The 14,410-nt window shown below is 39.2% G+C and carries 15 protein-coding genes and 1 tRNA gene; 12 read left to right on the top strand and 4 right to left on the bottom strand.

The features are described from left to right. Nucleotides 1-171 precede the first annotated feature (171 nt). Nucleotides 172-966 carry a DUF2797 domain-containing protein gene (locus RM549_RS14815; protein ID WP_311686193.1) on the bottom strand — a complete coding sequence of 265 codons (795 nt, stop codon included), beginning with the start codon at nucleotides 964-966 and terminating at the stop codon, nucleotides 172-174. A gap of 121 nt (nucleotides 967-1,087) precedes the next feature. Here RM549_RS14815 and RM549_RS14810 point away from each other — a divergent pair, with 121 nt between their 5' ends. From RM549_RS14810 to RM549_RS14795, 4 genes are all read left to right on the top strand, one after another. Beyond that, nucleotides 1,088-2,599 carry a GH3 auxin-responsive promoter family protein gene (locus RM549_RS14810; protein ID WP_311686191.1) on the top strand — a complete coding sequence of 504 codons (1,512 nt, stop codon included), beginning with the start codon at nucleotides 1,088-1,090 and terminating at the stop codon, nucleotides 2,597-2,599. A gap of 100 nt (nucleotides 2,600-2,699) precedes the next feature. Then, nucleotides 2,700-4,265: an NAD(P)/FAD-dependent oxidoreductase gene (locus RM549_RS14805; protein ID WP_311686197.1), complete on the top strand. Its 1,566-nt coding sequence runs from the start codon at nucleotides 2,700-2,702 to the stop codon at nucleotides 4,263-4,265. 382 nt (nucleotides 4,266-4,647) lie between these two features. Further along, nucleotides 4,648-5,001 (top strand): ISAon1 family transposase N-terminal region protein, encoded by a 354-nt coding sequence (locus tag RM549_RS14800; RefSeq protein WP_311686189.1) that lies wholly within the window; start codon nucleotides 4,648-4,650, stop codon nucleotides 4,999-5,001. Nucleotides 5,002-5,200: 199 nt separating this feature from the next. Then, complete coding sequence (locus RM549_RS14795; RefSeq protein WP_311686195.1) at nucleotides 5,201-5,974, top strand: ISAon1 family transposase; 774 nt, start codon at nucleotides 5,201-5,203, stop codon at nucleotides 5,972-5,974. 97 nt (nucleotides 5,975-6,071) lie between these two features. Here RM549_RS14795 and RM549_RS14790 read toward each other — a convergent pair. Together RM549_RS14790 and RM549_RS14785 are read right to left on the bottom strand one after the other, a co-directional pair. Further along, nucleotides 6,072-6,144 (bottom strand) — tRNA-Gly (locus RM549_RS14790). A gap of 47 nt (nucleotides 6,145-6,191) precedes the next feature. Further along, on the bottom strand, nucleotides 6,192-6,644 hold the full coding sequence (locus RM549_RS14785; protein WP_311686187.1) for a GNAT family N-acetyltransferase: 453 nt from the start codon (nucleotides 6,642-6,644) through the stop codon (nucleotides 6,192-6,194). A gap of 41 nt (nucleotides 6,645-6,685) precedes the next feature. Between RM549_RS14785 and RM549_RS14780 the strand changes: the two genes are divergently transcribed. The 3 genes from RM549_RS14780 (at nucleotide 6,686) to RM549_RS14770 (ending at nucleotide 9,245) form a co-directional block, all read left to right on the top strand. Further along, a complete protein-coding gene (locus RM549_RS14780; RefSeq protein ID WP_311686185.1) occupies nucleotides 6,686-7,237 on the top strand; it encodes a ClpP family protease in 552 nt (183 codons plus the stop codon). 3 nt (nucleotides 7,238-7,240) lie between these two features. After that, nucleotides 7,241-7,528 (top strand): GNAT family N-acetyltransferase, encoded by a 288-nt coding sequence (locus RM549_RS14775; RefSeq protein ID WP_311686183.1) that lies wholly within the window; start codon nucleotides 7,241-7,243, stop codon nucleotides 7,526-7,528. Nucleotides 7,529-7,607: 79 nt separating this feature from the next. Beyond that, nucleotides 7,608-9,245: a L,D-transpeptidase family protein gene (locus tag RM549_RS14770; RefSeq protein WP_311686181.1), complete on the top strand. Its 1,638-nt coding sequence runs from the start codon at nucleotides 7,608-7,610 to the stop codon at nucleotides 9,243-9,245. Nucleotides 9,246-9,320: 75 nt separating this feature from the next. Here RM549_RS14770 and RM549_RS14765 read toward each other — a convergent pair whose 3' ends face one another. Continuing rightward, nucleotides 9,321-10,061, bottom strand: coding sequence for a murein L,D-transpeptidase catalytic domain family protein (locus RM549_RS14765; protein ID WP_311686179.1), 741 nt, complete (start codon nucleotides 10,059-10,061; stop codon nucleotides 9,321-9,323). A 357-nt stretch (nucleotides 10,062-10,418) separates the two neighbouring features. On the opposite strand from RM549_RS14765, the gene gpmI reads away from it, so the two are divergent. The 5 genes from gpmI to RM549_RS14740 are packed head-to-tail and all read left to right on the top strand — an operon-like array spanning nucleotide 10,419 to nucleotide 14,353. Next, nucleotides 10,419-11,936 (top strand): 2,3-bisphosphoglycerate-independent phosphoglycerate mutase, encoded by a 1,518-nt coding sequence (gene gpmI, locus RM549_RS14760; protein WP_311686177.1) that lies wholly within the window; start codon nucleotides 10,419-10,421, stop codon nucleotides 11,934-11,936. A 9-nt stretch (nucleotides 11,937-11,945) separates the two neighbouring features. Continuing rightward, nucleotides 11,946-12,530, top strand: coding sequence for a thioredoxin family protein (locus RM549_RS14755; RefSeq protein WP_311686175.1), 585 nt, complete (start codon nucleotides 11,946-11,948; stop codon nucleotides 12,528-12,530). Nucleotides 12,531-12,568: 38 nt separating this feature from the next. After that, nucleotides 12,569-12,985 carry a BT0820 family HAD-type phosphatase gene (locus RM549_RS14750; RefSeq protein ID WP_311686173.1) on the top strand — a complete coding sequence of 139 codons (417 nt, stop codon included), beginning with the start codon at nucleotides 12,569-12,571 and terminating at the stop codon, nucleotides 12,983-12,985. After that, the gene (gene map, locus RM549_RS14745; protein ID WP_311686171.1) at nucleotides 12,982-13,806 is read left to right on the top strand and encodes a type I methionyl aminopeptidase; all 825 of its coding nucleotides are present in this window, start codon (nucleotides 12,982-12,984) and stop codon (nucleotides 13,804-13,806) included. Before RM549_RS14750 ends, map begins: the two co-directional genes overlap by 4 nt. Continuing rightward, the gene (locus RM549_RS14740) at nucleotides 13,790-14,353 is read left to right on the top strand and encodes an HNH endonuclease signature motif containing protein (protein ID WP_311686169.1); all 564 of its coding nucleotides are present in this window, start codon (nucleotides 13,790-13,792) and stop codon (nucleotides 14,351-14,353) included. Before map ends, RM549_RS14740 begins: the two co-directional genes overlap by 17 nt. Nucleotides 14,354-14,410: the final 57 nt, after the last annotated feature.

The following is a 14,410-nucleotide window of genomic DNA, read 5'->3' as shown; positions in this document are numbered from 1 at the left end:
ATCAGACCTCATAGGTTTCGAAAACCTGTGTGGTCTTGGTCTGGCCTACCTTTAAAAAGGCTAAGCCGAAATTTGACAATTATCGACCTTCTATACGCTCGTTAACAGGAAGACCTTGGAAGCTAATGAAATTCTAAATAAACTTTTTTCTCTCCTCTCTCCACTAAAAAATCACGAAACATTCAGCTCTACCACGTAGCCTTCGTGAGCTCTTACGTTAAAAGCGGTACCATCTTCAAAGATCAGGTATTGTCCTTTTATTCCCTTCAGAATTCCTTCATAAAACGGACTCTTCTTTAGAGACAGTGTTTTTATTTTCTTCGGAAACTCCAGTACGGGGAATTGTATTTCGGTTTCTTTGTTGCTGGCCAGGAAGTATTGTTTGGCTTCTTCAGGAATAAAATCCTTCAGTTTTTCTCTTTCTTCAGCTAAATCCAGATCCAGAATATCGTTGGTGAGCATTTTGCGCCAGTTGGTTTTATCTGAAACATGATCCTTTAAAGCGACTTCTGTAATTCCCGCGAGGTACCTGTTAGGCACTTCTACAATTTCGATCGCCTCGTGTGCTCCCTGATCTATCCATCGTGTAAGCACCTGGCTCCTGCGCGTAACCCCAACTTTTACATTGCTGGAATTGGCAAGGTAAACCACATGGGGTTGTAGCTGCGATTGCTTCTCATATTCAAGATCACGATCTTCTTCATCTAGATGTGCCTTACTCAATTCCGGTCTCATTATCCAGTCCCCTGCCTGCGGAATACTACTCCAGCAATCATAACAAAATCCGGTTCTAAAAACCTTTTTCTGCTTTGAACAATTAATACATTGAAACCGGAGAAAATTAATGCTCAATTTCTTGTTCAAAACCTGGTTCAGGTTAAGAAAATCCGATTCAAAAAGCAGGTAATATTGTACGGTATCTGTAAGTTCCGTTTTCATTTTGGTAAGCACACCTTCGTACTTCATAAAATTTGGTATTATTTTTTGATGAAACGATTTTTTTTGCTGGCTGTAAAGTTTAGTTTATTTTTAGCCAACCAACCATTTTATGCCCAAGAGATTTGGCGCGTAAAGTTAAAAATAAATAATGCCAATTCCATTAGTAAATTCTGTTGCCTCTTGGTTCCTGAAAAAGCGGATCCACCAGATGGAATTATTTATAAAATATCCTCACGAGGTTCAACACGAACTCTTAAAAAACCTTATTTCCACAGCAAAGAATACTGAAGTCGGCAGGAAGTACGATTTTGCTTCCATGAAGAACTACCAGGCTTTTGCAGATCGCATTCCTGTTCAAAAATATGAAGATTACGAGCCGGATATTGAAAGAAGCAGGCGGGGTGAGAATAATATTTTCTGGCCTACTCCTATTAAGTGGTTTGCAAAATCCAGTGGAACCACCAATGCCAAGAGTAAATTTATTCCCGTGAGTGACGATTCGCTCGAAAGTTGCCATTATTCTGCAGGCAAGGATATGTTGTGTATGTATCTAAATAATAATCCGCAGTCTCAAATGTTTGCAGGCAAAAATCTAAGGCTTGGAGGAAGTAAGGAAATTTATAGGGATAACGGAACGGCTTATGGAGATCTTTCAGCAATATTAATTGACAATATGCCTTTTTGGGCAGAATTTAGCAGCACTCCCAGCAATGAAGTTTCTTTGATGAATAACTGGGAAGTGAAAATGCAGGCCATTGTAGATGAAACTATCAAGGAAAGAGTTACCAGCCTTGCCGGAGTACCTTCATGGATGCTGGTTTTACTGAATAATGTCCTGGAAACTACCGGAAAAAATAACTTATTTGAAGTCTGGCCGCACCTGGAGGTCTATTTTCACGGAGGTGTGAGTTTTAATCCATATGCATCGCAATATCAGAAGATTCTGCCTAAAGAAGACTTCCGTTTTTACGAGATTTACAATGCGAGCGAAGGATTTTTTGCCTGTCAGGATCAAAATGATTCCAAGGAATTATTGCTGATGCTGGACTACGGAATTTTCTATGAGTTTATTCCGATGGATACTTATAATACTTCAGAAGAAAAGCTTATTCCATTAAGTGAGGTCGAAATTGGTAAAAATTATGCGGTCGTTATAACCACAAATGCCGGACTTTGGCGTTACAAAATAGGCGATACCGTTCGCTTTACTTCAGTAAGTCCTTACCGAATAAAAGTTTCCGGAAGGACAAAACACCACATTAACGTGTTTGGAGAAGAGCTGATTATCGAAAACGCCGAAGAAGCGCTGAAGAAAGTTTCCCTGGTCACCAATTGCGAAATTATGGACTACACCGTGGCGCCAATTTTTATGGAAGGCAAAGAAAAAGGCTCCCACGAATGGATTATTGAATTTATCACTCCTCCAAGGGACCTGGAAAATTTTAAAGTTCAGCTGGACAAAGCGCTACAGGAAATAAATAGTGATTATGAGGCCAAACGCTTTAATAATATGACCCTTAATGTGCCTACCATTCACCAGGCGCGCAAAAAGCTGTTTTATGACTGGTTAAAAAAGAATGACAAACTTGGTGGGCAGCATAAAATCCCAAGACTTTCTAACTCGCGACAGTACGTTGAAGAGTTACTTACCATGATGTAAAAAGAGCAGGCCGAAATTTGGCAATTATCGCACTTTATTTTCCTTCTCTTTGCCAGAATAAAGGTTTGAAGATTTGCGTTTATACGTATCTTTGCCCTCTATGAGCACCCTGGTACAAATTTCAGTTTTACCCAACCAACAGGAAGACGAATCGGTTATTCTCCCACTGGCTTTAGAAAAAGCCAAACTTAAAAAGAATGATATTCGGGAGTGGAGGATTCGGAAACGATCCATTGATGCCCGAAGGAAGCCGGTTAAAATTAACCTTCAGGTGGAGTTCTGGAAAAAGGATGACGTGCGCAAAGCAATACCTGCATTTATTCCGAAGCAGGTTTCAGGTTCTAAGGAAATTGCCATCATTGGTGCCGGCCCGGCAGGTTTATATGCCGCACTGCGCGCCATTGAAGCAGGACTAAAACCGATAGTTTTTGAACGCGGAAAAGATGTTCGCGCACGCAGGCACGATCTCGCGAAGATCAATAAAGAGCAAATTGTTAATCCCGAATCGAATTATTGTTTTGGAGAAGGCGGCGCCGGAACCTATTCTGACGGAAAACTCTACACACGTTCTAAAAAACGTGGTAATGTCCTGAAGGCGCTCGAGTGGTTTGTGCATTTTGGTGCAGATCCTGATATTCTTGTGGACGCGCATCCACATATCGGCACCAATAAACTTCCGAAGATTATCACCTCTATGCGAGAAGCCATAACTGAAGCTGGCGGAGAGGTTCACTTTAATTCAAAACTCACCGACCTAAAGCTGGAAAACAACAAAATTGAAGCCATTCAGGTTAATGACGAGCAGTGGCTTTCTTTTGATGAAGTAATTCTCGCAACAGGACATTCTGCCAGGGATATTTTTTACCTCTTACACGAGAAAAATATTAAAATTGAAGCAAAACCCTTTGCGCTTGGAGTTAGAATAGAGCATCAGCAAAAGTTAATAGACACCATTCAATACCACGGGGATGACGAGAATCCCTATTTACCACCTGCATCCTACAGCCTTGTGGAGCAGGTGGACGGCCTTGGGGTTTACTCCTTTTGCATGTGTCCCGGTGGCATTATTGCCCCTTGCGCCACAGCCCAGGAGGAAGTAGTTACTAACGGATGGAGCCCCAGCAAACGAAATAATCCCTACGCCAACTCGGGAATTGTGGTGAGCATTACCCCTGAAGATTTGCCAAATTTCGATCCTAACGATCCTTTTGTATCCCTGAATTTTCAGAAAAGTGTAGAGCATGCGTGCTGGGAAGCAGCCGGAAAAACTCAGCAGGTTCCCGCGCAGCGAATGGTAGATTTTGTTGAAGGAAAAGTCTCTGTAGATTTTCCGAAAACATCTTATCAACCCGGAATTGTAAGTGTGGATTTAAACAAAATTCTACCTCCACTAATTGCCACCCGATTGCGAAAAGCATTTATTCTCTTCGGAAAAAAATTAAAGGGTTATTATACCAATAAAGCGGTTTTACATGCGCCGGAAAGCCGGACCTCCTCCCCTGTTTCTATTCCGCGTCATCCCGAAACCCTGGAACATATTGAAATTAGCGGACTCTATCCCTGCGGGGAAGGAGCCGGTTATGCCGGAGGAATAATATCAGCCGCGATAGACGGAATTAATTGTGTGGATGCTATTGCAAAAAAATATGCTGAAGAAAATTCTTAACTGCTTTTAAAGTTCGTCGTTCTGAAAATAATAAGTTGATAATTGACATTTTCTAGGTACTCTTACAGAGCCGGTAAATGCCAGAAAAGAAAAAAACCCAAAAATTTCTGAAGGGGTTTTGATTTTGAGTGGGAGACCGGGTTCCCTTCGATTCGCTTTTTCAAAGCTCACTCAGGACAGGCTTCTCAACCAGTGACTCTTTAGCAAAAATCTCAGGCAACAAAAAACCCCGTCATTTCTGAAGGGTTTTGATTTTGAGCGGGAGACCGGGTTCCCTTCGATTCGCTTTTTCAAAGCTCACTCAGGACAGGCTTCTCACGGATCATTCTCAAAAGTTGGGGAGGAATTGCAGTAAAGTTTGATATTTGTAAAAAATATAGAATTGGATAATTACCTTGATTTAATAAAACTTGTACTGCCACAATTCATAGTGGATCATTTTGATTTGGTAAAGAGCAAGAAAGAAAAAGAGACTCTTCATCTCTATTTTGAAGAGCGTAACATACCCCCCAAAGAACAATCCTCCCGGGTTTTAATCTCAAAAGGCTTCCATAAAGAAATAACTATTCAGGACTTCCCCCTACGGGGAAGCACGGTATACCTGCATGTAAAACGTCGAAGATGGACTGATAAAGAAAGTGGAGAGATCGTTCAAAGAGATTGGAACTTAGTCGCCCAGGGAACTCGTATGACCACAGAGTTTGCTGCTTTTTTAAAACAGATTAATCAATACTAAGGCTTCAGACTGCCATACCATAGGTTCCTTTTATGGGGTAAACGGTAAGAAATTACAGCGTCAGTATAAAGATTACCTCAGTGACTTTAAAGAATGGAAAGAAAAGAAACATGCAAGGCAATGGCTGGTTTTTCCTGAAAATATAGGGCCTTATCTATCCATAGATTAGACTGCTTTATCAAGAGGAGAACTCTACACCATTATCACCAATAAGAAAGCCAGAGGGAAGAAAGGAGCTCTGGTAGCTATTATGGCAGGAACCAAGGTAGAACCCATTGTTAGACAACTGCTCAAAATCCCTTCTTCCTTACGAGGCCAGGTTAAAGAAATCACCTTGGACATGGCTTATTCCATGAAACATATCGCAAGGACATGCTTCCCTAAAGCCATTCAGGTCACCGACAGGTTCCACGTTCAGAAATTAGCCATTGAAGCCTTACAAGAGCTAAGAATCAAGCATCGATGGGAAGCTTTAGATCTGGAGAATCAACAGCTGCAAAAAGCAAAGTCCAGTGACTTTGAATATAAACCCCAGGTGCTTCCTAATGGGGACACTAAAAAACAATTACTGGCAAGAAGCCGCTACTTACTCTATAAAGCTCCCTCCAACTGGACAACCAACCAACAACAAAGGGCTAAATTATTATTTAAAATCTACCCGGATATACAACAGGCATATTCCCTGGTAAACCAGTTGAGAAGTATTTTTAATGAAAACACGGAGGTTAAAATAGCTTACACTAAGCTGGCCCATTGGTACAGAGCTGTGGAAGAGTCCGGCTTCAAAGCATTTAATACCGTGGCTAATTCCATTAGTTTGAACTACAGATCTATCTTAAACTACTTCAAGAACAGAAGTACAAATGCTTCTGCAGAATCATTTAATGCCAAGATAAAAGCATTTAGGAGTCAGTTCAGAGGAGTGAAAAATGTAGAATTCTTCCTCTATAGATTAACTACAATTTTTGCCTAGTCCCCAACAATTAGGCTTGATCCCTTCTCACCCGGTGATTTTTCAGGAAAATTTGGGGCAACAAAAAACCCCAACATTTCTGAAGGGGTTCGTTTTGAGCGGGAGACCGGGTTCGAACCGGCGACATTCAGCTTGGAAGGCTGACGCTCTACCAACTGAGCTACTCCCGCATTAGCACTGCAAATATAAACTTTAAGTTTTTCAACTTCCAAAAAAATTAAAGCTTTTTTAGAAAATGATATCCCTTGATAACGTAGCCTTCGTTCATGTAAAACTTGTGAGAACGGTAATTCTGGACGTAACTATTTAGTTCTGAAGTTTCACATCCTTTGTCTTTTGCGTAGTCATAGATAAATTTAAAAAGTTTCTTCCCGATTCCTTTTCCCTGAACTTCTTCAGATATAAAAATATGATCCGGTTCGCAACTTCTTCCAGCATAATGCCTCGTCATAAACCACAGTCCAAACACACCTATGAGCTTTTCGTTCAGAAAAATTCCGAAGCATTCATAGTTTTGGTTGAGCATTTCAGTAAATCGTTCTCTTAAAATCTCATCTGGAAATTCAGCTTTTGATAACTTCTGAATGAACGGAATTATTGTTTCTATATCTTCTTTTAAAATCTTGTTAAATGCAGGTTCCATACCGGAGTTTTCTGCTAAAATAATCATATTTTTAGCCTTTACTAGACTAGATAATTTTTACACGAGATATGAAAGATAAAACCGGAAAAATTCAGGATTTAATAGATGCGAAATTACTTAAGGAACGCAAAGTTTTCCTTTGGGGAATGGTAAACGACAAAACTGCAAAGCATGTCATTGACCGGTTGATGTATCTTGATCTTGACGGCGATGAAGAAATACAGTTTTTTATTAATAGTCCCGGAGGTTATGTAACCGATGGATTTGCTATTTATGATACGATACAATCGCTTAACAGCCCCATTTCTACAATTTGCACGGGACTTGCAGCTTCTATGGGCTCTATTTTACTTTCTGTAGGAACAAAAGGCAGAAGGTTTATCCAGCCTCATGCCAAGGTTATGATTCACCAGCCAAGCGGTGGTGCACGAGGACAGGCTTCGAATATTGAAATTCAGGCAAACGAAATCCTTAAAACCAAAGAGCTAAGTGCCAGAATTTTAGCAGAGAATTGCGGACAGGATTACGAAAGAGTGATGAAAGATTTTAACCGTGATTACTGGATGGACGCAGATGAATCTATAAATTACGGCATTGTGGATGGTATATTAAAAAAGTAAATTATGAATATTAAACATAAAGAAAGTGATACCCGCGGGATGTTCTACATAGAAGGTGATAAGGGTATTATTGCTGAACTTACTTATCAAAGACAGGACAATAACATAATTGTTATAGATCACACAAAAGTAGACCGTAAGTTCGAAGGTAAAGGCCTGGCGTCAGACCTTTTAAAGAAGAGTGTGGAACACGCCCGGGAGAATAACCTGAAAATAGATCCTCTTTGTCCTTTTGCAGAGGTTCAATTCGAAAGAAACAAATCTTACGAAGATGTAAGAGCCACGAGATAATTAAAAAGCCCTGCACCAGGGCTTTTTCTTTTTAAAAGCGCTTAATAAAATTACTCCAAACATTAAACCCTACTTTTCTATGGTTAAAATCAGACCAACATTCTTAATTACTTTTCTCTTTTGTACGCTGATTTTCACTTCCTGTAAGAATGCCACGGAAGAACCGGGTATTGAAACATCAAATAATACAGAAACCGTAGGAGTTTTAACCGATTCCGAATTTATTTCGGAATTTTTCACCGATTCTACAGCCACAAATAAGAATTTGTCACTACAGCGTAAAGAAGAAGTTACTGCATTTTATCAAAAGCAGGATTATAAGCCGGTTTGGGTAAATGCAGGACTGCGGGAAAGTTTATTCCGGAATATTGAAAATATCGACCAGGAAGGACTGGATCCCGAGGACTACCACAAAACTTACCTGAAAGAATCTTTATCAAATCTCCAGAATTTAAATAAAGAAGAACAATTCAAACTTGAAATTTCACTTACCGATAATTTCCTTCAGCTTGCACACGATCTTTACTACGGAAAACTTAATCCCAATGAGCTTTTTGAAATCTGGGATCTAAACAAAGAAGATGTTGACCTGACAAGTCTACTGGAAAAAGCTATAAATGAAGAGGATATTGAGGCTACCCTAAATTCGATAAAACCAGATCATCCCGTTTATCACGGCCTGAAAAAGTCTCTTGCCGAATATGACAAATTAAGAACTCAAGAAAAAAATATCACCACAATAGCATCTGGAGAAACAATAAAACCTAACGAAAATGATCCAAGGATTCCCTCTATTGTCCAACGTCTTGAAGAACTTGGATTTCCTGTTGAGGCTGATTCTATAACCAACTCTTACACTCCAGAGATACAGAAAGCAATAAAAGATTATCAACTGAGATACGGTATTGAGGTAGACGGAGTGATTGGTGCAGGAACCATATCTAATCTTAACAAAAACAGTGAAGAGCGTCATCATCAGGTTCTGGCTAATATGGAACGCTGGCGCTGGTTTCCGCGTGATTTCGGGGATCATTATATTCTCGTAAATATCCCAAATTACAGGCTCACTGTGGTACGGGACAATGACACCATATCAACTCATAAAGTAATGGTTGGCACCCAGGCGAGAAAAACACCTGTTTTTTCTGATAAAATACAATATGTGGTCTATAATCCCACCTGGACTATTCCTCCTACAATAAAGAAAAAAGATGTTATTCCCGGTGCTGCAAGGGATATTTCCTACCTCTCAAAACGAAATATTACAATTTACAACAAAGACGGCGAAGAGGTAGATCCCGCAGATATTAATTTTGATTCTGGTGAAGGAATGAGTTATACCTTCAGACAGAAGGCCGGAAGCTCTAATCCATTAGGACAGGTAAAAATAATTTATCCAAACGAGTATTTGATCTATCTCCATGATACTCCATCCAAAGCATTGTTCGAAAGAAATTCCAGAGCAGAAAGTTCTGGTTGCGTAAGGGTGCAGGGCGCGATTGAACTGTCTAAATACCTTTTAAAGAACAGGTCGCAGTATTCTTCAGAAAAAATAGATGATATTATTGCATCTGGAAAAACAACCCAAATTGAAGTTACTCAATCTGTAAAAGTACACCACCTGTACTGGACTTCCTGGCGTGAAGACGGGGAAGCACGCTTTACTGCAGATATTTATGGCACAGACGAAAAGATATACAATTTACTGAAGGATTAAACCCAGTTTCAACAATAAAAAGTCCCGCCAAAAGCGGGACTTTTTATTGTTTAATTGTTATATCCCTCTGATTATCTATGCTGTAGGATAATTCAGGTAAGGAGATTTCTTTAGATAATCTGAAGAGTTTTTATGAATATAAACCACAGACTCTCCTTTTATTGTGTTTATAAGCTCTTTGGCTAAGGAATTAGGAACCGCAGGACATCCGTAACTTCTGCCAAGTCTTCCGTACTTTTTAATAAAATCAGGAGTAGCATAATCTGCTCCGTGAATAACTACATAACGCTTTCTGGCGTTGTTGTTAAATCCTTTTTCCTTTCCGTCGATGAAAAGGGAAAGTCCGTTGCTACCATAATAAGTTTCCCCTGTAACATAGAAACCAAGTGAACTCTGAAGAGAATTTAAAGTATTAGAGAATTTTTTTGCGAATTCACCTCCGGTATTTTTCCCATGAGAGGTATAAGTATGGAAAAGCACTTCTTTCTTTTCCATGTCCAGAATCCACATCCTTTTTTTATTAGAAGATAAATTAAAATCTACTATGGTGAGAATTTTCTTAGCCACCACACCTTCTTCTTCGAGTTTAAAGTAACCCTTCATTCCGTTTTCAAACACTTCCAGAGTTGGAAGATTAATACTGTTTCTGGAAAAAGCTTCATAGGTTATTGCCACCTCCTCTTTAAAGGTTAAAGCTTCAGTAGCTTCTACTTCGCTGATCGTATTTATTTTCTCATTTTCATTTAGCTCTTCCGTGCTTTTAAAAGCAAAAGAAAAAAGCAGTACCGCCATCACAATTAAAATTCTATACGTCATATTTAGAAAGGTTTTTTATTTAAAGTACTGTTAATATATTCCAAAGGCTGTGCCAACATACAAAATAATCTCGTTAATTGCCATGGATGAATCTCAAATCCCAAACTTTAACATTTAAATCTCTTATTTAATTAATGTTAAAGTGATTAGCTAAAAAATCTGGCTTTGAAAAGATAACGCTTTGCACCGGTTATTAGTACTAAGAAATTTAGGCAAAATGTTAAAATTTATCAGAAACAAGGCACCTGATTACAAAACCATATTAATAGGATTTGACATTTAATAAAACATTATACGGCCTAATTTAGCAGGCGAAAATATTGTTTTTTATATTTGAAATTAAATTTAAAATACAAGATGAATAAAAAGGTCTTACTAATGATTCTGGATGGCTGGGGAATAACCCAAAATCCAGAAGTATCAGCAATCGCAAAAGCAAAAACACCATTCGTAGATTCTATCCTGGAGAATTATCCAAACGCCCAACTCAGGACAGACGGGCTCAATGTTGGACTTCCGGAAGGACAAATGGGGAACAGCGAAGTAGGACATATGAATCTTGGCGCAGGCCGTATTGTTTACCAGGATCTGGTAAAGATTAACATGGCTGTAGAAAATAACTCTCTTGTACAGGAACCTGTCCTGGAACAGGCATTTACCTACGCTCTTAAAAATAACAAGCCCGTACATTTTATGGGACTTTTAAGCGATGGTGGAGTGCACTCCCACATCAACCATTTAAAAGGATTATTGACTGCCGCTGAAGAATTTGGAGTAAAAGAAAAATATGTACATGCATTTACAGATGGCCGCGATGTGGATCCTCACTCCGGAAAAGGTTTTATTACTGAACTGGAGGAGCATATGGCAAAAACCAATACCAAACTTGCCTCAGTTATAGGACGCTATTTTGCAATGGATCGTGATAACAGATGGGAAAGGGTAAAAAAGGCTTATGACCTTATAATTGAAGGAAAAGGTCAGAAATCAACCAATGCCGCTGAGACTGTTCAACAAAGCTATGATAATGATATTAGTGATGAATTTATTGAGCCGATAGTAATGACAGATGCTGCAGGAAACCCGGTAGCCACTCTTAAAGAAAAAGAAGTAGTTATTTTCTTCAATTTCAGGACAGACAGAGGGCGACAATTGACCCAGGCACTTACGCAGGTGGATTTCCCGGAATACAACATGAAAAAGCTTCCATTATACTACGTAACCCTTACTAAATATGACGATAATTTCACGAATGTTAATGTGGTCTTTAAAAAAGACAACATCAGCACTACGTTGGGAGAAGTTTTAGAATATACTGGCAAGAAACAAATTAGAATTGCCGAGACAGAAAAATATCCGCATGTAACTTTCTTCTTTTCAGGAGGGCGTGAAAAACCCTTTAATGGAGAAAGCAGGATTATGTGTAACTCTCCTAAAGTCGCAACATACGACCTGCAGCCAGAGATGAGCGCTTATGAAATTCGGGATAAAATAATTCCGGAATTAAAAAGTGAATCTGCAGATTTTATTTGCCTGAATTTTGCAAATCCAGATATGGTTGGCCATACCGGAGTTTTCGATGCAGCTGTTAAAGCATGTGAAACTGTAGATTCCTGTGCTAAAGATGTAGCCGAAACTGCTATGGAAAATGGTTATTCTGTATTGGTTATTGCAGATCATGGAAATAGTGAAACAATGATTAACGAAGATGGCAGCCCAAATACGGCGCACACCACCAATCCGGTACCCCTAATCCTTTTGGATAAAGACATAAAATCTATTAGAAGCGGTAATTTGGGTGACATTGCTCCGACTATTTTGAAACTAATGGGAATTGAGAAGCCAGATCTAATGACGCAGGATTCCTTAATCTAAAAAAATATTATGAATAAATTACTCCTTCTTTTTCTAGGTGTTCTCCTAAGTTGTGGAAGCAACGGAAAGTTTTCTAAAACTGAAACAGCTTCAGAAACTGCAGGCACATTCTCTGCACAAGTTCATAGACATCCACCCACAGCAGTTTATCAGAAGGACATGCTGTTAGGAGAATTTCAAAGAGAGGAACTTAAGGAAGAACCATTTTCGAGATGGTTTGAAGCTGGCTATTCAGATTTTGATCCCAATGATGAGGCAATGCAGACCATAAAAGAGAATATTTCAGATTATGAAATCACGCTTGTGATGGGAACCTGGTGTGTGGATAGTAAACGGGAAACCCCAAAATTTTTCAAGATTCTGGACGAGGCTAATTACGACACCGAAAAATTGACTTCTATTGCCGTAGATACTAATAAATCTACTCCTGGTGATATTCAGGAGGAATTAAATGTTGAAATGGTACCGACCATTATTTTTTATAAAGACGGTAAAGAAGTTAATCGGTTTGTGGAGTATCCGCAGGAGAGTATAGAAGAAGATATCGCAAAAATTGTAAGTGGTGAAGAATATAGTCATCCTTACGCGCAATAAAATTAAAAGTCCAAGGTTAGCAATCTGTTGAAATTCACATGTTACAGTCATTAACAATAGCGGTAGATTTTGATGGTACAATTGTCGAGAACAACTATCCGGAAATAGGGAAACCCATGTTATTTGCTTTTGAAACCCTTAAGAAGTTTCAGGAGGAAGGGCACCGGCTCATTTTGTGGACGTACAGGCATGGAAAAAAACTTGATGAAGCTGTTGATTTCTGTAAATCCAGAGGCATTGAATTTTACGCCGTGAACAAAAGCTATCCCGAGGAGAATTTAGACGACAGCATTAGCAGAAAGATTCTTGCAGATATTTATATAGATGATCGTAACATTGGAGGAATGATTGGGTGGGGAGAAATTTACCAGAAATTATCCACCAAAAAACCAGTTAAGACAAAAGGAAGAAGAAAAAAACCCGGTCTATTTGACCGGCTGAAAGACAAATTATGATAATACCAAAAACAAGAGAAGAGATTGAATTAATGAGGGAAAGCGCCCTTATTGTCTCCAAAACTCTTGGAATACTTGCCCCGAAAATTAAACCCGGAGTAACAACTTTAGAACTAGATAAATTAGCTGAAGAATTTATACGTGACCACGGAGCTGAACCTGGCTTTCTGGGCATGTACGATTTCCCAAATTCCCTTTGCATGAGTCCAAATGCACAAGTGGTGCATGGAATACCTAATGACACTCCCTTACAGGAAGGGGATATTATCTCTATTGATTGCGGAGCACTAAAAAACGGTTTCTACGGAGATCACGCATATACTTTTGAAGTGGGGGAAGTTGCACCGGAGACAAAAAAACTGCTGCAGGTAACAAAGGAATCGCTCTATGAGGGAATCCGCGAATTTAAAATTGGAAACCGTGTTGGTGATGTCGCCTTTGCCATTCAGAATTACACAGAAAACCATGGATATGGTGTAGTAAGAGAATTAGTAGGCCATGGCCTTGGAAAGAAAATGCATGAAGATCCTGAAATGCCAAATTACGGCAAACGCGGAAAAGGAAAGAAATTTGTAGAAGGTATGGTCGTGGCTATTGAGCCTATGATCAACCTTGGCACCAAAAGAATTAAACAATTATCTGACGGCTGGACGATTTTAACGGCAGACAATATGCCTAGCGCCCATTTCGAACATGATGTTGCCCTTATAGACGGCAGACCAGAGTTACTTTCTACTTTTAATTATATATATGAAGCCTTGGGAATAAAAAGTAACGAAGAAGACGAATTTAGATCTAAAATGTATGATCAGGGATTATAGAAACGAGCGCTGGGAAAGCCTGCACAAAGAAGAATGGCAGGACAGGTTTAATTACCGGGTATCCAACTTTGGAAGAATTGTTAGCTTTCTCAAAAATCCCCAGGGGGATTTAATGAAAGGCGGACGCGTTGGTGGGTATCTCAATTTTGCCGTAAAACTTAAAAACGGTAAGCACAAAACCTATTATATCCATAGAATTGTAGCTGAGCTTTTTCTGAATAAAAAAGAGGATGACAAATATGTGATCCACAAGAATTTCGAAAAAGACGATAACAGGGCAGAGAACCTTGCCTGGGCCACAAAAGACGAATGGGTGCAGCATCAATACAACAGTCCGAAAGTAAAAGAAAATAAGAAAAAGAGAAAACTGCGCAAAGTTGTTTCTTATTCCAAGCTTTCCTATGCACAAGCCGTAATCCTGAAAAAGAAACTACTGGATCCTGAAAGAAAAACCAGGATTAAAGTGCTTGCCAAGCAATTTGGTGTTTCAGAAATGCAATTATATAGAATAAAGTCCGGAGAAAACTGGGGAGATATAAAAGTATAGGAATGAATTTTCAGAAATTCCGTTATCATCTTCAGCTAACAGACCTACATTTTGACT

This window comes from Autumnicola patrickiae (assembly GCF_031846525.1).
Taxonomy (GTDB): Bacteria; Bacteroidota; Bacteroidia; order Flavobacteriales; family Flavobacteriaceae; genus Autumnicola; species Autumnicola patrickiae.
This window is presented reverse-complemented; position numbering and strand designations above follow the sequence as displayed.